Source organism: Maribacter corallii, from assembly GCF_047345415.1.
Classification (GTDB): domain Bacteria; phylum Bacteroidota; class Bacteroidia; order Flavobacteriales; family Flavobacteriaceae; genus Maribacter_C.
This window is the reverse complement of sequence record NZ_JBLFEP010000001.1, coordinates 362320-381971: the sequence shown is the minus strand read 5'-3', so window position 1 is coordinate 381971 and position 19652 is coordinate 362320. Positions and strand designations below refer to the sequence as shown.

Annotated in this window: 20 protein-coding genes; 15 read left to right on the top strand and 5 right to left on the bottom strand. The window is 40.0% G+C overall.

Features of this window, described 5'->3' with window-relative positions:
• Positions 1-75 precede the first annotated feature (75 nt).
• The 12 genes from ACKWCA_RS01740 to ACKWCA_RS01685 all read left to right on the top strand — a co-directional run bounded on the left by ACKWCA_RS01740 (position 76) and on the right by ACKWCA_RS01685 (position 14285).
• The gene (locus tag ACKWCA_RS01740) at positions 76-3369 is read left to right on the top strand and encodes a S41 family peptidase (protein WP_413976410.1); all 3294 of its coding nucleotides are present in this window, start codon (positions 76-78) and stop codon (positions 3367-3369) included.
• A gap of 72 nt (positions 3370-3441) precedes the next feature.
• Positions 3442-4158, top strand: a complete 717-nt coding sequence (locus ACKWCA_RS01735; protein ID WP_413976409.1) for a DJ-1/PfpI family protein — start codon at positions 3442-3444, stop codon at positions 4156-4158.
• Positions 4159-4302: 144 nt separating this feature from the next.
• A complete protein-coding gene (locus ACKWCA_RS01730) occupies positions 4303-4848 on the top strand; it encodes a pyridoxamine 5'-phosphate oxidase family protein (protein ID WP_413976408.1) in 546 nt (181 codons plus the stop codon).
• A 55-nt stretch (positions 4849-4903) separates the two neighbouring features.
• Positions 4904-5116: a hypothetical protein gene (locus ACKWCA_RS01725; protein WP_413976407.1), complete on the top strand. Its 213-nt coding sequence runs from the start codon at positions 4904-4906 to the stop codon at positions 5114-5116.
• 49 nt (positions 5117-5165) lie between these two features.
• On the top strand, positions 5166-5987 hold the full coding sequence (locus tag ACKWCA_RS01720) for an alpha/beta fold hydrolase (protein ID WP_413976406.1): 822 nt from the start codon (positions 5166-5168) through the stop codon (positions 5985-5987).
• Between the two features lie 103 nt (positions 5988-6090).
• Positions 6091-7557 (top strand): serine hydrolase domain-containing protein, encoded by a 1467-nt coding sequence (locus ACKWCA_RS01715; protein ID WP_413976405.1) that lies wholly within the window; start codon positions 6091-6093, stop codon positions 7555-7557.
• 44 nt (positions 7558-7601) lie between these two features.
• Entirely contained in the window at positions 7602-8174 is a 573-nt protein-coding gene (locus tag ACKWCA_RS01710) for a cysteine hydrolase family protein (RefSeq protein ID WP_413976404.1), read from the top strand.
• A 15-nt stretch (positions 8175-8189) separates the two neighbouring features.
• Positions 8190-9191, top strand: coding sequence for a metallophosphoesterase family protein (locus tag ACKWCA_RS01705; RefSeq protein ID WP_413976403.1), 1002 nt, complete (start codon positions 8190-8192; stop codon positions 9189-9191).
• Between the two features lie 393 nt (positions 9192-9584).
• Positions 9585-9800: a DUF6500 family protein gene (locus ACKWCA_RS01700; protein WP_413976402.1), complete on the top strand. Its 216-nt coding sequence runs from the start codon at positions 9585-9587 to the stop codon at positions 9798-9800.
• Between the two features lie 794 nt (positions 9801-10594).
• A complete protein-coding gene (locus ACKWCA_RS01695; protein ID WP_413976401.1) occupies positions 10595-11437 on the top strand; it encodes a LytTR family DNA-binding domain-containing protein in 843 nt (280 codons plus the stop codon).
• Positions 11438-11540: 103 nt separating this feature from the next.
• Positions 11541-12749, top strand: coding sequence for a hypothetical protein (locus ACKWCA_RS01690; protein WP_413976400.1), 1209 nt, complete (start codon positions 11541-11543; stop codon positions 12747-12749).
• Between the two features lie 300 nt (positions 12750-13049).
• Positions 13050-14285 carry an erythromycin esterase family protein gene (locus tag ACKWCA_RS01685; RefSeq protein ID WP_413976399.1) on the top strand — a complete coding sequence of 412 codons (1236 nt, stop codon included), beginning with the start codon at positions 13050-13052 and terminating at the stop codon, positions 14283-14285.
• Positions 14286-14313: 28 nt separating this feature from the next.
• Here ACKWCA_RS01685 and ACKWCA_RS01680 read toward each other — a convergent pair whose 3' ends face one another.
• On the bottom strand, positions 14314-14553 hold the full coding sequence (locus tag ACKWCA_RS01680) for a hypothetical protein (RefSeq protein ID WP_413976398.1): 240 nt from the start codon (positions 14551-14553) through the stop codon (positions 14314-14316).
• Positions 14554-14781: 228 nt separating this feature from the next.
• Here ACKWCA_RS01680 and ACKWCA_RS01675 point away from each other — a divergent pair, with 228 nt between their 5' ends.
• The 3 genes from ACKWCA_RS01675 to ACKWCA_RS01665 all read left to right on the top strand — a co-directional run bounded on the left by ACKWCA_RS01675 (position 14782) and on the right by ACKWCA_RS01665 (position 16624).
• Positions 14782-15591 (top strand): alpha/beta hydrolase, encoded by an 810-nt coding sequence (locus ACKWCA_RS01675; protein WP_413976397.1) that lies wholly within the window; start codon positions 14782-14784, stop codon positions 15589-15591.
• A gap of 62 nt (positions 15592-15653) precedes the next feature.
• Positions 15654-16013, top strand: a complete 360-nt coding sequence (locus tag ACKWCA_RS01670; RefSeq protein WP_413976396.1) for a hypothetical protein — start codon at positions 15654-15656, stop codon at positions 16011-16013.
• Positions 16014-16384: 371 nt separating this feature from the next.
• Positions 16385-16624, top strand: a complete 240-nt coding sequence (locus tag ACKWCA_RS01665) for a hypothetical protein (protein ID WP_413976395.1) — start codon at positions 16385-16387, stop codon at positions 16622-16624.
• 105 nt (positions 16625-16729) lie between these two features.
• Here the strand turns inward: ACKWCA_RS01665 and ACKWCA_RS01660 are convergent, their stop codons facing one another.
• The 4 genes from ACKWCA_RS01660 to ACKWCA_RS01645 all read right to left on the bottom strand — a co-directional run bounded on the left by ACKWCA_RS01660 (position 16730) and on the right by ACKWCA_RS01645 (position 19520).
• A complete protein-coding gene (locus ACKWCA_RS01660) occupies positions 16730-17146 on the bottom strand; it encodes a response regulator (RefSeq protein ID WP_413976394.1) in 417 nt (138 codons plus the stop codon).
• On the bottom strand, positions 17109-17573 hold the full coding sequence (locus ACKWCA_RS01655; protein ID WP_413976393.1) for a hypothetical protein: 465 nt from the start codon (positions 17571-17573) through the stop codon (positions 17109-17111). The genes ACKWCA_RS01660 and ACKWCA_RS01655 overlap by 38 nt, the downstream gene beginning before the upstream one ends.
• 199 nt (positions 17574-17772) lie before the next feature.
• A complete protein-coding gene (locus ACKWCA_RS01650) occupies positions 17773-18681 on the bottom strand; it encodes a leucine-rich repeat domain-containing protein (protein WP_413976392.1) in 909 nt (302 codons plus the stop codon).
• Positions 18682-18692: 11 nt separating this feature from the next.
• Positions 18693-19520: a hypothetical protein gene (locus ACKWCA_RS01645; protein WP_413976391.1), complete on the bottom strand. Its 828-nt coding sequence runs from the start codon at positions 19518-19520 to the stop codon at positions 18693-18695.
• Positions 19521-19652 lie beyond the last annotated feature (132 nt).

Sequence of the window (19652 nt, the reverse complement as noted above, 5' to 3'; positions counted from 1 at the left end):
GGAAAAATTACCCAATTTGAATGGTTATATTTAGTGTCAAGGCTTTTTTTAATTAAAACGATCACTTTGAAAACTATGGATACTGTTGCTGTACGTCACATTTTTCTATGCTTATTTCTCTCTTTAGGTAGCGCTGCTATCGCCAATGCGCAAGGCTTTGAAGGATATTATAGATATCCGGATATTCATAACAACACCATCGTGTTTTCTGCAGAAGGAGATTTATGGACGGTACCGTTGCAGGGTGGTTTGGCACAGCGGCTCACCACACATCAAGAAGAAGAGCGTTTCGCGACCTTCTCACCCGATGGCAGCCAAATTGCCTTTTCCGCTAGTTATGAAGGACCAACGGAAGTCTACACCATGCCTACGCAAGGGGGGCTGCCCATCCGATGGACCTATGAGGCAGATGCATCGATTGTCAATGGTTGGACACCGGATAATAAAGTAGTCTATCAGACACGGGCCTATTCCAAAGTCCCCGATAATCAACTGGTGACTATTGACCCAAAAACAAAAGAAAAAACCATAATTCCGTTAGCGCAGGCTAGTGAAGCTTCTTTTAATCGCACGGGCAATACGGTGTATTTCGTAAGACCGTCATATCATAACAACGTGACCAAACGCTATCAAGGCGGTACCGCAAGACAACTGTATAAATTTACCGAAGGAGACGAAGAGGCGGTAAAGTTGACCCAAGATCACCCAGGGGAAAGTCACCATCCGATGTGGTTTGATGGGCGCGTTTATTTTATTTCCGATCGCGACGGCATGATGAATATTTGGTCTATCGATGAAAACGGAGGCGATTTAAAACAACATACCACCCATAAAGCTTTTGATGTACGCTATGCGAATAGTTCAAATGGCAATCTGGTATACCAAATGGGAGCGGATATTTGGCATTATAACATTGCATCAAACGAAGCTAAAAAAGTTACGATACATCTGGTCTCGGATTTGGATCAGTTGCGTGAGAAATGGGAGGATAATCCTTCAAAATATATCACTTCAGTGCATCCTGATGCTAAAGGGGAACATGTCGTAATTACGGCCAGAGGAAGAGTCTTCGTAGCACCGACAAAAGCAGGTCGTCTTGTTTCGTTTACAGAAAAGAAAAATGTTCGTTTTAGGGATGCTGTTTTTTCACCTGATGGAAAACAGATCTACACCTTATCAGATGAAAGTGGGGAGTTTGAATTCGTAAGTATGCCATCAAAAGGAATCGGTGCGTCACGACAGCTTACCAAAGATGGTGATGTTCTTAAGTTTACCGGCATGCCCTCACCAGATGGTAAATGGATTGCTTATGCAGACCTTGAAAATAATATGTACACACTACATATCAAAAGTGGCACGCGCAAAAAAATCTCCACGAATCAAGAAGGAATTTCGGATTATAAGTGGTCGCCAGACAGCAAATGGTTGGCCTTTGTGCAAACTGCGGCCAATACCATGGCGCAAATAAAAATTTACAATGTTGATACCAATAGCACCTTCGATCTTACTACGGATAGGGCCAACAGTTTAAATCCGAGGTGGAGCCCCGATGGGAAGTTCATCTATTTCCTATCCGATAGAAGCTTTACTTCTTTAGTCCGCAGTCCGTGGGGCACACGGCAGCCAGAGCCCTATTTTGATGCCAGTGAAAAGCTATACCATGTTGCGCTGCAAAAAGGAACGAGATCTCCCTTTCGAGAAGCTGATGAACTTAATGGCACCCCTGAACAAGAGGATACCGAAGACGTTGATAAAAAGAAAAACAAAAAGAATAAAGGCGAAGCCAAAGAAAGTGCGGTGGTCGTGAAGATCGACCAAAATGGTATTAAAGAGAGAATTCAAGAAGTACGTATTAAGGCGGGAAACTACAATGGGCTGGAAGTAAATAAAGTAGCCATTTACCTCATTTCGAGCGATACCGGTCTCCATGCCAAAAACCATCTATCGTTTGTAAAAATCGGAAACGAAGCTGTCGAACTTAAAACAATGATATCCGATATTACCGATTTTGAGTTAACCGCTGAAGGTGAAAATATTTTGGTTAGAAAAAAGCAAGCGCTGTATATGGTCGAAGCTGGTGCAAGTGAAATCAAAGACCTGTCAAAAAGTAAGATCGATTTAAGTGGATGGCGTTTTTCGATGACACCGAGAGAAGACTGGAAACAGATTTTCACCGATGCATGGCGTATGGAACGTGATTATTTTTATGATAAAAATATGCACGGGGTAGACTGGAACGCAATGCATGCCAAATACTTGCCCCTTGTTGATAGGGTCACTACCCGCAATGAACTCTCAGACCTTATTGGGCGTTTTGTCGGTGAGCTTTCTGCCTTGCACACCAGCGTTCGAGGCGGTGATAGCCGAAGTGATGCTAAAAATATTTCTGTGGCCAGTTTAGGGGGTGTTTTCAGTCGTGATGAAGAAAATGGCGGATATAAGATTGATTATATCTACAAAGTCGACCCGGACTACCCTGATGTAAAATCGCCATTGGACGACCCCTATTTAGATATTCGTACCGGTGATGTCATTACGAGCGTAAATGGAGTCGACGCTTTGTCCGCGGTTGATATCGGAGCTCTTATCAGAAACCAAGTGGGCAAGCAAGTACGATTACGTATGAAAAGAGGTGCCATCGTCAAAGATATCATTGTTAAACCAATAGGCAGTGCATATAACCTTCGGTACAGTGATTGGGAATATGGCAAACGCCGCCATGTAGAGCAAAAGGGTGAAGATGAAATAGGGTATTTGCATTTACGCGCCATGGGGAATAATGATATTAGCCAATTCTATCGTGAATTCTATCCAGTTTTTAATAAATCGGGGTTGATAGTTGATGTCCGCTATAACTTTGGGGGTAATATTGACAGCTTCATTCTTGAAAAACTATTGAGAAAGGCATGGATGTACTGGAAAGCCAGAGCAGGAGAGCCCTATTGGAATATGCCCTATGCGTTTAGAGGCCATATTGTGGTACTCGTCAATGAAAATACATACTCTGATGGGGAAGCCTTCGCCGATGGCTTCAAAAAACTTGGTTTGGGCACCACTATTGGAACCCGAACTTGGGGTGGTGAAATTTGGCTACATAGCCAAAATAGACTCAGTGATAATGGAATTGCAAGAGCTCCAATGTTCGGGGTGTACGGTGATAACGGAAAATGGTTGATCGAAGGCCACGGCTTTGTTCCTGATATTGAAGTTGACAATTTACCGCATGCCACTTTTAAGGGTGAAGATGCACAATTGGATGCTGCCATTCAGCACCTTCAAAAATTGATAAAGCAAGACCCCCGTAAAGTACCTGCGCCACCGCCATATCCTGATAAATCATTTGATAACAATGCAAAATCAAATAAGTAATTGGTCTATGACATCGACGTTCAAATCAAGGATGCATAAACCATTGATGAACATAAAGACTACAGAAAAGAGATGAATTTTACACTAAATTCGAAAAGAGTATTTTCCCTTTCGCTCATTTTGACGCTCACCCTTAGTACAGTGCGTACGGCAAATGCCCAGAAAGAGGTCGATGCCACTAAAAAAGATACCATTATGGAAATTGCGTTCATTATGTTCGATGATTATGAAACGCTAGACGTTTTCGGACCTGCGGAAATTTTTGGTCGATTAGTAGATCGCTATAGCATCAAGTTTTACTCACTGGAAGGGGGCATAATATCAAATAGGCATAAAGTGCCGATTATGACTGAAAAACTAGATGTCATGGGTGTTCCACCTGAAATAGTTGTCATACCTGGTGGCATGGGGACAAGAAAAGAAGTAGATAATTTGCCCCTCATTGAACGGATCAAAGAACTTTCCCAAGCGAGTGACTATGTGCTTACCGTTTGCACAGGTAGTGCCCTTCTTGCAAAATCAGGACTGCTAGACGGTAAAAAGGCAACTTCAAATAAGCGAGCGTTCTCTTGGGTTGCTTCACAAAATACAAGGGTTAATTGGGATAAGAGCGCGAGATGGGCCATTGACGGAAAATATTATACTTCTTCAGGAGTCAGTGCAGGGATGGATATGTCACTAGGATTCTTGGCGGATAGACATGGCATTGACTTTGCAAGAAAAGTTGCCAAAGAAATTGAATATCATTGGATTGAAAATAAAGACAATGATAGTTTTGTGGCGGAATAAATACGAATCCGTAAAGGCCCTTGTCAAAACAAGTGTCCAATTCCTAAAGTTCGAATACAGGATTACTACATATGACGGTTGGAGTGCGCGTAAAGAAACGTACGCTTTTGTAAATTTACCTGGACGATATAACGAATTGGACAAATGGGAAAAAGGTTAGCGCATATCACACCGGAACTCAAAAAATTTATTGAAAATCAAAAGATCTTTTTTGTCGGAACAGCTGCAAATGAGGGAACCGTTAATATTTCTCCAAAAGGCACTGACTCCTTCAGGGTGATTAGCGAAACTAAAATTGTGTGGTTGAATTTGACCGGTAGCGGAAACGAAACCGCGGCTCATTTGGCAAAAAACAATCGAATGACGATCATGTTCTGCGCTTTTGAAGGCAAACCTATGATTTTAAGACTCTACGGAGTATCTAAAATCTATCATGAAAGGGATAGCGAATTCCACGAATATTTAGAATTGTTTCCCGAAAACGTAGGTTCTAGACAAGTCATTGAAATGGATATTAGTTTAGTACAAATTTCTTGTGGTTACGCCGTACCCTTTATGGACTTCAAAGAAGAGCGAACAACCCTGAATACTTGGGCTGTCAAACAAGGGAAAGCTAGGATTAAAGACTATTGGAAAGATAAAAATACGGAAAGCATTGATGGGTTTGAAACACAAATTTTTGATGATTGAAACAAGGGCCTTTGCCTCAAAGTTCAATTAAAGGATAACAACAAATAAAACAAAAATGGGGGCAGAATCAAATGAACAGCTAAAGAGAGAGCACGAAGCAAGACAAAAAAGAGATACAAAAGCCGCATGGGCAAGAGCAAACAAGGAAATGCAACAATCTAGTTCTGGTGGCGGGTCATCAAACAGCTCTGGTGGTAGTGGATGTATTGTTGTTTTAGGAATTGTAATAGCTACATTGAGTATTTTGAGCTTCTCTCTTATAAATTAAAAATTCTAATAAAAGATGTTTTACTCTTACTGAAAAACCGAAAAATAGTGTGAAGACTTACCAATTTTTATTGTTGCTTATATTGGCTGTTTGTTACTCATGCGGCAACAAAGCAAATTATCACTTCATTGAAATTCAGGGTAAGAAGCAACACGTCTTAACATGGGGTAAAGGTGAACCTGTAGTTGTTTTTCTCAATGGTGGAGGAAGTACTTTGAAAGATTTTAATCCAGTACAAAAGGAAATCTCTAAAACCACAAAAACGGTATCTTATGACAAGCCTGGACTTGGAAAATCAGAACTGATAAATATTCCAAGAACACTTGAGAACGTAACCGAAGATTTAAGAATTTTAATTGAGAAAGAGAGCATCGATGGCACCCCTCTAATTTTGGTTGGACATTCTATGGGAGGTGCGGTAGCCCGATTTTATCTTCATCTCTATCCTGAAAACGTATTAGGATTGGTATTGGTGGATCCGGGAAGTGAATATTTGGAGGACGAATGGAGAAAAATTAGATCGGAAGTCGAGTTAGAGAAAGAAGATAGTCTACTTGCTGCACAGATTCAGAAGGTATCTAAAGGATTTCAAATGGAAGTAAAAGCATATCGCCAGCATGATTCCATTTTGAAAACTATCAAGCTCCAAACAGATATTCCGGTCACTTTATTAGAATCCAACAAAGTGGAAGAGGGTGACGAAGAGGGTAAGTTGTTACTTGAAATTCAGAAACGACTTTATCGTGATTTTAAAGAATCAGTACCTCAGACCAAACTTATTTCAACAAAAGCGAGCGGTCATTTCATTCAGTTGGATGAACCAAACCTGGTTATAAACGCAATTAAAGAAATACTAACCAAAGTTCAATAGAAGCATTAAAATACGTCATTTAAAATGACCGTCTTAGAAACCAAAATAGTTGAAACTTATAGATTTTTATGCAGTCTTTACTAGGAACCTTAATACAATAATTATGAAGTTTTATATACTAATGCTGGCCTTCAGTTTCTCAATACTCTGTCACGCACAGGCTGATAAGATTAACTACAAAGACGATACCGCAACTCCCAAAGGGCGTTTAGGCACAGTAACGGAAACGATTATCAATGCCATAAATTCCAACGACCCAGATAAGATAAAGGCGTTTATCGAAAACTCATTCACGGAAGAATTTCAAAATATCGCCCCTATGAAGTCCCATCAGGATATTTTTTTAAATTATTATCGGCAAACCGGGGGGGTGCGCTTTCATAGTATGAGAACCTATACCCCTGAAAATCCGCAAGAAAATGTTCTTATTTTAAAAGATGTAAACTATGATTCATGGCAGAAAATAACATTCTCATTTGCTAACGAAAAAGACCTTATAATAAAAGGGATGGGCATTTCTCCCGCTGAGATTCCCAGTGGCATTCTGGAATCTGAAATTTCAAGAACAGCATTCGTTGAAGAAACAAAACAAACCGTAGATCGGTTGGCACAACAAGACCTTTTTTCGGGAGCTGTCCTTATTGCGAAAGGGAATGCTATTTTATATCAGGAGGCGCGTGGTGAGGCTTCGAAAAGATTTCATGTGATGAACAATACGGACACCAAATTCAATCTGGGATCAATGAATAAAATGTTCACTGCTGTAGCCATTTTACAGCTCGTAGAAAAAAAATTGATAGCGCTACAAGATCCTATTGGCAAGTATGTGGATGAAAGTTGGCTCCCTTCGGAAATCACCGCTAAGATCAACATACATCACCTACTTACCCATACCAGTGGTTTAGGAAGTTATTTTAATAAGGATTTTTGGAATGCTTCACGGGCGTCATATAGGAATGTGGATGATTTTAAGCAACTGGTCAAAGGAGAAACCCCAGCGTTCGAGCCGGGAGAGCGATACAGTTACAGTAATACAGGGATGCTTTTGTTGGGAGTCATTATTGAAAAAGTAACCGGCACGGATTATTTTGAGTATGTTGATGTGAACATCTTTCGACCGGCGCGGATGACCCATACCGACGCCTATGAAATGGATGAACCTGTTGAAAATCTTGCCATCGGATATTCACCGGCTGCCAATAGCTCTGGGTGGGAAAACAATCTTTACAAACACGTAATCAAAGGAGGGCCCGCCGGAGGAGGTTTCTCCACGGTAGGCGACCTACACAGATTTGCAATGGCCTTGGTCAATGAAAAACTTGTTTCAAAGCCATCATTGGACCTACTCTGGACAGACCACTCAAATTCATGGTATGGCTATGGTTTCTCATTAGGAAAAGGGGGCGGTGGTAAGGTGGTCGGACATAGTGGCGGCTTTCCCGGCATTAATTCTAATCTGGATATCTTTCTTGATAAGGATTATGTTGTAGTCGTAATGTCAAATTATGATGGTGGCGCTAGTCCACTTGCCCAAAAAATAAAAAATCAAATTGCACGACTAGCTGAATGAAGCGATACGCCCAGAATAGGAGCATATATTTTGTTTAAGTAAACTTGAAAGTTCAAATAAAGGATGAAGTGAATAAAGCCTTATTGATTATTGATATGCAAAAGGGGTCTTTTACAGAAGCAACCCCTAGATTCGATGCTGATGGTGTAGTAAATCGAATAAATAAACTTTCTTCTCTATTCAGAAAAATGAAATTGCCAGTAGTTTTTATTCAACATGATGGATCTGGCACCGGAGAATTTGAAAAACATACATGGGAATGGGAATTATTGGATAATCTAGAGATAGAACCCTCCGATATGTTGATTGACAAATATGCAAACGATGTTTTCTATAATTCAAAACTGGAGTCAAATCTAGAAAAGCTGAATATTACCGAATTAATAGTTACCGGATGCGCAACTGATTTTTGCGTGGAGTCCACAATACAGTCCGCACTGACAAAGGATTTTCATGTTACTGTAATTTCTGATGGGCATACAACGGGAGAACGACCTCATTTGACATCAAAACAGGTAATTGAACATTACAACTGGGTGTGGGAACATATGATGCCTACAAAGGGAAAAGTAGTAGTATTGAGTTTAAAGGATGCTATTGAACAAGGCTTATTTTAGAGAAGAAAACAAGAAATGATTAAAGAGCACGAGAATAGGAGAAGTTTTATAAGGAAGTTCGGATTAGGTACTGCCGCCTTTGCCGTCAGCAACTCGACCTTGTTCGCGTTTGCCCCTAAGGGTAATCTCGAACAGAAAGATTCGCTGAAAATTGGTTTTATTACCGATATCCATCACGGTCTTTGCACCGATGCGCTTAAGCGTTTAGAGGTTTTTTTGAAGGAAGCCTCGGGACGAGATCTTGATTTCATCATCCAAGGTGGTGATTTCTGCCATCCCACCGAAGCGGGAAGGGAGTGCATTGATTTGTGGAATTCTTACAAAGGAGCAAAGTACCACGTTCTGGGGAACCATGATATGGACAAAGGAACGAAAGAGGATACGATGTCTTTTTGGGGAATGACAGATAAATACTATTCTTTCGACAAGGGTGATTTTCATTTTGTGATACTTGACGGAAACTATATTTTAAAGGAAGGGAAATACATGGACTATGCCCATGGTAATTTTTATATAGACCAAGAGAACCGCAGTCTTGTACATCCGGATCAAATCGCTTGGTTAAGGGAAGATTTGGCCGCTACGGACAGGCAGAGCATCATCATATCACATCAGGCGTTCGATGAAATTTGGGACGGTTGGTCATCACCCAGTAGGTTTGCTGTTCGAAAAGTAATCGATGATGCCAACAATCGCAGCGATTTTCAAAAAGTGATCGCCTGTTTTTGTGGACACCATCACCTAGACGACCATAGTTTTATAAACAATGTTCATTATTTCCAGATGAACAGTGCTTCCTATTATTGGGCAGGAGAAGGATATGGTTCTGATGGTAGTATGGCGATATACAAAGATTCGGTATTCGCTTTCCTTACCATCGACCCATCAGGACATATTTCGATTGAAGGTAGGGAAAGTACTTTTGTTTCTCCAACACCGATGGAATTAGAACATCCCGATGCACCTAGGTTAGCAGCTTCCATCGATAATAGAACTATTAAATTTAATTCCAAATGAAACATAATGGTATAAGAGCTCAATTATGAGGATTAATGAGCTCCGAAATATATTTCTTACGCAAAACTACTTAGATTGAACGTATTTGAGGAAATAGAGAAAACGAATACGGAGATTGTACGCTATCAGGCTAAGTTGGAAAAACTCAAGAAGGGTAGACTTATGATGGTTATGCTTTCTTTAGTATTCATCTTGCTTTTTCCAATTCTACCTGGAAGATATGGGGATAGTTGGATTGACGATAGTGATTACTTCGATGGTGTACTATTTGCTGCGATATGCGCTTTAGTATTCATCCCTGTGATTTATCTTGTTATGACATTTAAATACAAGAGATATATCAAACGGCTATTATCTTATAAAAACAATTTGGAAAGCAAAATTTAATAAAGCATGGATAAAGCAATGCGAAAGAAGATCATTGACGTTTGCGATAGTAAAATACAAGCCAAAGGAGAGCATGTGGGGCTGTCATTTTATGCATTTTTCAAGAACAAAAATGACAATCCAAAACGCTTAATGGAGGTAGCCACTTGGTGGATTGCCGAAAATGAGCTTGACCACTTCGAGAAAGCGGTTAAGATCAGGCAAATGGTAAAGTTCAACTAAAGGATAGGCACTGTTGAATCGAAAGAAAGCAAATCACTCACTTAGCCTAAAAGAGCAAATTATCATGTTTTTCTTTGGGATTGTATTCGTTACGATTCTGGGCAGACAATACTTTGCCAATTTGGGCGGTAGTGTTGAAGATAAATCGAGATTAATGAAGGTTTATTATTTAGGCTTACTCTTTTGGTTTGTTGTAATAGGCGTTAGTATCTTTTTAGAAAACCATGGTCTCTTTAGTTGAAAAGATTCAAATAAACGATTTCTACATGAGTAGGCAAACATCTAAAATTTAGAATTTGTGGGAGTTAAAAAGGGTGTATTGGTAACTATAGTATGTTTGTCGCTAATTTTCTGCAACAAAGATAATTGTGTTGAGAAAAAGAAAGGAAGTTGTTCGGTTACGTTTGAACTCAACCCGGTTTGCGGATGCAATGGTGTTACCTATGAAAATCCTTCTACAGCAGCATGTAGCGGTATAGACGACTACACAATGGGCGCCTGCAAACGTTAAATCTTTACTTCCGAAGAATTTGTCCCTACTCCATAAATGGAACCATAACCTCAAGGAAAAACAAAGGTTCAAATAGCGAATAAAAGAAAGACCTGACTTTATTCTTTAGGATATTTTATCAATACCGACCACTTAGCGCAAAAAGGCGCTGTGATCTCAAGAGTAGTGATGCATGGCTCCGAGAAATATGCGTAAGACTTATCTTTTTACAAGATTCTCTTTTTTTAGTTTAAGAAAAGGTTGAATTAGTTTATTTTCAGGCCAGCTAGAGACGTTTGACCAAATGACTATTTCACTAAATAAAACCATTGCATATACCAAAAACTGGAAGCCTACCTTTTGGATTGCCTTAGTATTAGGGGTGTTACTCTCGCTATTGTTGATCACTTTGGAGCCTTTCGATAATAGTAATAGTTTTTCAAATAAGTATTTCATCCTTTCAGGATATACACTTTGCATCCTAATTCCTGTTCTTCTTGTCCACCCTATTGAAAATTATTTCTATACACTTCAAACCAATCGATGGTATATCATCAATGAGATTTTGTACGTAGTGTCAACACTTTTTATCATATTCCTTTTTTCCTTTCTTTATCATTTCTATGTCGTTAGTGGGCTATCGTCATTTACTTTTGCTTCTATTTGGGACTTCATAAAAGACTACGGAGTACCTTTCATCCCGATTGTAGTGCCTTTATGGGTCTATTTACGTTCTAAATATGGCGTAATCGAAGTACCTCTTTACGATAAGGAAAACCATAAAAAGCGTACATCTGTTACGATCACAGGAAACAATAAATCTGAGACGTTAACCATTTTTGAGTCAGATTTTGTTTTCGCGAGGGCCCAGCAGAACTATGTAGATATTTACTTCAACACGGAAAGTGGAATGCAGCAAAAGACTTTTCGCAGTACATTATCCAATATCATGAAACAATTGCCGACGGCTTGGCAGGTACACCGTTCTTATTTGGTAAACCTAGATTATCTTACAGCTGTAGAGGGGAATGCCAGAAAGCGTTTTATGAAAATTTCAAAAACCGAAGAAACCATTCCAATTTCCCAGATATACTACAGAGCCCTGGGAAAAAGGCTTTCAAATTCGCCCCAAGAACTTCAAAACTAGCCCAGACCTTTCATTTTCAAACCAAAATCTTCAGGTTGGTCACACTTTATTTTCGCCTTTGCTTTTATGTATTCTCTTTGTTGGGAACTTTAAAACAAAGCAAATGAAAACAAGTACCCTTTTTAGTGTAGTATCATTAGCACTTTTTGCCAGTTGTTCTTCGAGCAGATATGTAAATTATTTGAGGAGCAATACGGAAACGGTGACGACAGACTCACTTCAGTTTAATTCACTTGCTGAAGACTTTTATAAGAACAAACTCTTTTTAGTAGGCGAAGTGCATGAGGTTGAATCTTCTCCAAAAATCGATTATGCCATGTTTACCCAGCTTGATAAAGCGATAAACATAGATATTTATTTAGCCGAAATGGATATAGCCCAAGCCTATTATTTAAGACAATATTTAAGGGGTTCCGATGAACTTGAACTGGAAAACATACTCAAGAAATGGGCGGTGTTTATAGGAAGCATTTCTGAGCAATACAGGGATAAATGGAAAAACTTGAGGGACTACTATGCGCAACTTCCTGAAGCCAGAAAATTTAAGCTCGTCGGAATTGATAAAACGGCTGACTTTGAACTAACGCGAAAGTTGTTGACAGAAAAACTTCCGAAAAAATACCACAAAGATCTACCTGCAGAGAAGGACCGATTGATCGCTTGGTCCAAGGACCAGCTTAGCACAATTCTAGAGCATGAGAAATCTCAATTTGACACCAATACCACTAATCTACTAGAGAATATAGAATACAATCTTTCCAACTATGACAAATCAAGGAATAGGGATACGTTCATGCATCAAAATTTCAAGAGGCTGTTCAATCAAAATCAATGGGGAAGCAAGAATATTTATGGAAACTTTGGTTTTTTCCATACACTTCAGGCCTATAGCTATTCATTGGCCGGACGAATTAAAAAAGACACCACATTACCTTATGCCGACAAAATGGTAAGTATGAACACGCTATATGTTGATTCAAGACTAACAGCGGACAGTAACGCATTACCGAGGTTTATGCAAGATAAAGGGAAAGCGTTTACAAGATTTAGGTACTCTCAGGACAATAGATTGTTTTTGTACATCCAAGGCATAGCGGATTATAAAAAAGTGACGAAACCGAATTCCATAAGTTTGATAAAATTAGATGCGGAGAATTCACCTTACTTAAACTCAACAAGAGGCACTAAAGTAAAGAAATTGATAACGATTTGGGATGCTTATGATATCATAGAGGGGACATCCACAACGGACTATGCGCAATACATCTTTTTTGTGCGTAATGCGGATTGGATTAAGCCCGACACTCTTTAATTCGGAAAGCGGAAGTACGCCATGAAAATAATCACCGCGTTTACAGTATCTGTTTACGCTATGAACGATAGAAAAACACCTAGGAAAGTGGACTTGTTATGAAAAAGCGGCTGAACGAACCGGATTCTATAGGACCCCTTTGCTCATGACAAAATTAAATTCATCCCATATCTCACCCGCATATCGCACTTATTCCATTTCGTGCATACAGCGGTATAAAATTATCCGAAGTAATTTGTTGAATTCATTTACCTTCAGGTTCCTTAAAAGGACTTCGAACAGTATTAAATAAACAAAACAATGAAACAAACGTTAACTGTTTTTATAGTATTATTTTCTATTTATTGCTCTTCTCAGTGTAATGAACAACTTAAAAAATCCAGCACTGGATTTAATCAGTTGACCTCTGCGTCGTTTTCATTCTTGGACGACCTTTTAAGTGATGTTCGGATTTTGGGTTATGGTGAGGATACGCACGGAACCTCTGAATTCACTGTGCTCGCAAAAGAACTAATGGAATATGTTGCTGAAAATCACGGGTTCAAAATACTAATAATAGAGACAGGTTTTGGAGAAGGTGCATATCTTAACGATTATATTCAAGGAAAATCCCCTGACTTAAGATCAATCCTGGAAGCGCATAATTCTACTTGGCGATATCGCACAACTGAATTCTACGATTTAATGAATTGGCTTCGAGATTACAACCGTCAAAATGCTGAAAACATATCGATTTATGGTTGCGAGATGCAGTATGTAATTTCAGATGTAAATAAAATCAAGGAGTACTTAGATCGTGTAGGTTCTGATTATGAGGTTACGGGTTTTGAAAAGCATTTATGGCAAGAAATCTCAGATGATGAACGAATGGCCTATTTCACCTCCTATTTTAAGTTAAAACGTCTGTTTATGGACAACCAAGTTGATTTCGTGAAAAATTCATCCCAAAAGGCATTTGAATTGGCTTTGCAACACGTTGAGGTACTTGGACAATTTTCTACTGCAATAAATCAAAACTTAGAACAAAGAAAGCATGATTTTCGAGATATTTATATGGGTGCGAACATCAAATGGATAATGGAGTATCATGGAAATAGTTCAAGATCACTATATTGGGCACATAATTCCCACGTGGGTGATTGGGTGAATAATGGTATCGTTGATGTGGCTGGACACCAATTAAGAAAAATGTACGGACAATCTTATTTTAACATAGCGACCGATTTTGGTTTCGGGGAATATGTTGCGTTTTCCCGAGATTGGAAAATGGAAGTTCATAAGAGGGATAAAATAGTTGCGGGAACGTTTACGGAATGTTTGAGGTCCTTCGGAAGCCCCAACACTTTTGTTAATCTGCGGCAAGCAAAAGAAAATGAATCATTACATTATTATTTGAGCCTGCCACTGACCTCCATGTCGGGCGCTGGTGCACAAGTAAGAAATAGTGACACTGAAACTGGATCAATCGGTAAGGCATTCGACGCAATACTATATCTGGATCAAACGACGAAGATAAATTGGGCAGATAAAGATTAGAGATAATAAGCCTTCCAAGAAAATATCCTTACGCCATTTTAGCTTTGTTTCTTTTGGTAGTAAAAGACAAAGCTTTCTTTACACGGGCGTTGCTGTACATGTACAAACGAGCAACTTCTTGAGCGGTCTCTAAAGTAGTCTCGTTGTTTTCGGTGGCATCTACTACAGTCATTTCAATAGTCTCTATCGTAATCTCTTCAGTTGCAGTTTGCGCTTGAGCGGTTACTCCGATAAAAAGAACAAAGATTAAAGTTGCGATAGTTTTCATGACTGTTTGTTTTATATATATAAAACTCGCAGACCCTATTTTATCGGGGTTTCGTTCGCCCAACCAGACAAAATAGTCGTTAACCGACCCAAGTTCGGATAAAGTGTAAAAAAGCACCGATAACGGTATTCGACCCCAAAAACCCTTAACCGGAAAAAGGGGTCGTTTATCGATACCTAAGACGGTGAAATACGTATCTTCGAGTGCTGTTAACACCTCGAAATGCTCATGAAAAAGAGCCTGCTACTCATAATACTATCCTTGGCGAATGTTTTGACGGCTCAAGACACGCTTTGTAGAGACCGTACCATCTCACATACCATACATTCTGAATACCTCGATGAAGACCGCGATTATTGGGTGAGCTTACCTTTACGGTATTCCGATTCCTTGCAATACCCTGTGATTTATGTGTTCGATGCCGAGTGGCGGTTTGATCTCGTCAAAAACATCACTTTTGATCTTGGGGCGAACAAGAAAATCGAAAATTCAATTGTTATCGGTATTCCCCACATCGACTGGAAAGCGAAAAGAGGGCAAGACCTCACCTTTAGTCAGTCGAGAATTGAATATGACGGCGAAACAGTAGATGCTACGTGGTACAATGACTCCAACTCCGGTCAGGGAATGAAATTCTATCAGTACCTGACCAAGGAGTTAATTCCTGATGTCAATAGAAGCTATGCCACCAATCAACATGAAACCTTGATCGGGCATTCGTATGGAGGGTATTTTGGTGCGTACCTCTTATCGCTTGAACACCCTTTTGAAGTCATCCATATGTATGACCCATCCGTTTGGTTCAGCAATGGGGAAGTCACTAGAAGATTGAGGGAGGGTAACAGTCAAAAGAGCCTCAAAATCCATCTGACCTATCAACCGGTTCCTGAGTTCCATAAAAACAAGGTGGAGGAGCTCATTAAAGTATTGGAGGGCAAGAAAAATATTCGTTTGACAAAAGAGCTGTATCCCAATGACACCCATAATTCTTTGTTTCTAGACAGTTTTTATCAGGGTATAATCAAAACGAATAAATAAGCGTACCATTCAATGTGCACGCAACCTTTTCCCTTCGACATGCTCTTGTTGATAAAAGCATCATGATCTATAGAACCCTCCTTTTCTTTGGCCTTGTAGTGCTTATATCTTGCACGAAGGACACTACTTCTGGAACAGAAGTACAAATACGGCTTGCGAACAACAGCTCGGTCGCTTTCGAAGATGCGACCTTTAACGGTGAAAATTTCGGGGATTTAGCTCCAAATGAAAAATCGGAGTATCGAACTTTCGAGAAGGCGTATGCCTATGGGGCGGTAAGCATGACCATCGCGGGGGAGCCATACGGCTGGTTTCCCATCGATTATGTTGGCGAAGAGCCGCTAAGTTCAGGAAAGTATACGTTTGAATATACCTTCGATGAGCAAACGCAGCGACTTGCCGATCGCCTGGTCAGGGATTAGTACCGCAAGGAAGGTGCACTACAAAAAGAACCCCATACAAACATTAATGATTTTTGGTCTGCCGAACAACTTGACCTTTCGGTAGCAAGTTGTTGCATTTGGCCCGCAACCCCGAAAATTGATGAAGACATGTTGGTCATCATCTAAAAATCGATTTGGAAAAGACCGCCCGATGAGGGTTCCGGAGCTGCTATGAAATCGATGAACGGTACGATTTCTTCGTTAAAGTGTTTTTGTGCTGTGTCGGAAAAACGATGATTTTAGGTAGTTCGTCGATAGTATTACCGTTTAACGACTATTTGATACCGTTTATCGAATGAAACCTTTGGCAGCACCTATTGTTAAGTTTTAAGAATAACGAATGTACCATCATGAAAACGGTTGCCACCTTACTTTTTTTTCTTCTTGTCGGAGTCGGCGTTCAGGCGCAGGCCGATACGGAAAGACCAACGGTCGCTCCGGTCGAAATAACCGAAACCTATAGCGACGGTAACGAAGAAAATAACACGGAAAATAAGGTCGAGATGGCACGTATCTACAAATACAGAATTTCGCGTATCAAAAAGGCACTTTCTTTTATGGCGAAGAAAAACAATGCCAAAGTAGTGTAGTCAATACGGGGCGAATCTGCGGTGCCCTTTAGAAATATCATTGCCGACCCTATTGATTAAATGCTTTGTGTTTCCTTTACTGAAGCTCCTGAGGCTCACTGTTTACTATTCGGTCAAATCGATATCCGGAAAGAACTCATCCATGATTTCATGCACCGCTTTCACCGTAAGCGGTTTTAGACGTAACCCGCGAATGATGGGGATTTGCTTTGCCTTTTCAAAATCACTTGCACTTACAGAGGTGGATAGCAAAATTACCTTGGTATCTTTTACATGTGGATTTTCGATTTTTTGAAATTCCTCTAAAAAATCCCAAGCGTCCATCATCGGCATATTGATGTCGACCAACATCAATTCCAGTGCTTTTTTAGTTTTCGACCCTAGATAATCCAAGGCGTCGAAACCACCCTGAAAGGTTACGATTTCTTCGGTGCAATCAACCCTCGAAATGAACTTCTGGTGAATGAAATTAGTTGCAGGGTTATCATCCAATAACAGGATGGTATTTAATTTTTTGGTCATTGGTTTTTTTTAGCTGTAAAAAGAGGAACGTGCTTTCTTGGCCGAATACGAAGAGATGGTCTATTTCTCGAGTATGCGATTCAATAGTTGGTTTGAATTTGACGATCTTTTGAAGACCATCGAGGGTATTTGATTTTTGAATGGTTCTGTGGCACCCGTTTAGTCCACTTTTAGAAGTGCGAATACTGCTGGAAAATTTGGGATAATACCACTGTCCAGAGGTCTTCTCGAGACTTTCAATAGTATCTTTACGCTTTGCATGAGGTACGGAATACACCAATGGAACAGGCAATGGTTCTGCTACCAGACGGCAGTCTGCCGGGCCGCCGACATGATTGTCCACGGCAATGATGTAATAATTTATATAGGAATTCACTTCAATCGATCGGTTGTCGATTGCTGGAACCCCCTGTTTGGGTTTGGCCATGGGACGCTAGTTGAATTAAAATTTTATCTAAGGGAGAATAAAGAAAATAATTCGGGGGTAAGGTAAGAATTATTTTTATAAAGTCAGATTATATTCTATAAACGATGATAGAAAATAGTACAAATAGCAACAGGGGTGGGAAAAACAGTGTAAGACGAATAAAGGTTTTTAATATCCGAAATAGAATGCCATGTCACTGCTAGTGGTCGTCGGCATCTTCGAATTTGGTGTCGGCCATACGGGTCTTTCCAGCGTTGATGTCCTTAAATTTAAGATGATCCTCCTCTTTTTGGTCATGATCGAAAACAAGAAATTCTTGGGAGTTCATTTTGTCAAGGTTCTGTAAAGAATCGAATCTGTTGTTCTGTATTTGAAAAACACGGAGGCTGGCCAGTTGGTCAAATTCCTCAGGAATTCCGCCATTGAGTTGATTGTTGGCCAAGACCAATTCTTCTAGTTTGACCAAGTTACCCAGTTCATTGGGTATAGAACCGTTCAATCCGTTTTCGAACAGCCCTAAGACCTCCAGATTTTCAAGCTTTCCTAGCGTTTCAGGAATTGTACCTTTAAAATTATTACTGGAAAGGTTCAACACTTTAAGGGTCTTGATGTTTCCTAGTGAAGAAGGAATTTCCCCTGATAAAAAATTATTGAATACGGAGAGTTCCCTGAGTTGTTCCAATTGCCCGATAGCTTCTGGAAGTGGGCCTTTGATTCGATTCATTTCCAATTTCAGTTCTTGTAGTCTACTCAATTCGATTATACTTAGCGGTAGTTCTCCGCTTAAGGTATTGAATGCGAGATTCAGCGTTTTGAGATGACTTAAATCCCCGATACGTTCGGGCAGATTGCCGACCAGATTGTTATTGAACAAGTTGATGGAAGTAACATGATGGTTTTCGATGGTAATACCGTACCAACTCGAGATCGGGTCCTCCAAATCCCATTGGTGAACCCACGCTGCTCCACCTGTTTGGGTATATAATTCGATGAGCACATTGCGCTCATTCTCGGAGACCTGCCCTATGATGGTTTGGATCATGCAGCAAAGCATGAAAAGAGACCATATGCCTTTTTTGAAACCTGTGGGTATAGTATCTATTTTCATAAGAGGACGGCTTAGTCGTTTTGATCTTCAAAATGGATGTCTACCAGTCTGGTCTGGCCTTTTTCTGAGGCCGTGTGCAAACTTTTTCGTGGGTCAAAGAGCTTTCCTTCGAATTGGAAAAGGGAGAAGTTGCGTTCGTCTTTATTCAATTCTCGATATAGGGGGGCATCGAGTAGATTGCCTTGCAAAAACAAGACCTGAAGTTTTGGTAACTCAAGTAAGGCCTGAGAAACATGAATAGACATTCGGTTCTCGGCAAGAACCAGCGATTTAAGGTTCGCAAGACCTGAGAGGCTTGTGGGTATTTGACCTTCAAATTCGTTGTCACTCAATTCCAACCGCTCCAAGACCGATAGGCCGCCCAAGGTTTCTGGGAGGGTGCCTGAGAGTAAATTGTTGGAAAGGATCAGCTTTTTCAATTCCTTTAGCTCGCCGATACTCGTAGGGATAACTCCCTCAAGTTTGTTATCGAACAACTCCAATACGGTCAAACGCTTTAATTGACCGATTTTTTCGGGAATAGCTCCTGATAATCGATTTCTACCCATCCGTAGAACAGAGAGTTTGTTCAGAGCGGTAATACTTTCAGGAATTTGGCCTTCCAATGAATTGAAGGCAAGATTCAATTCTTGTAGGTCTTTGAGTTCACCAAAAGACTGTGGAATTTCCCCAGTAAGATTGTTGTTGAACAACGAGATGGATACCACCTTTCCGTTTTTCAGACCAACACCATGCCATGAAGAGACAGGTTGGTTCAATACCCATGGCGTATGCCAATTGGCACCATCTGTCTTTTCGTATAATTCGATCAGAATGTTGCGGTCTTTTTTTGAAATCATACCATGAATCGTTTGGGTCAAAACGAAAAACAAAGGTAGGATGAAGAGTAATCTGTTCGGGACGTTCATCATATCATCAACTTTTCCTATAACTTCATATAAAATTACAGCTGTTATTACTAATGAATAACC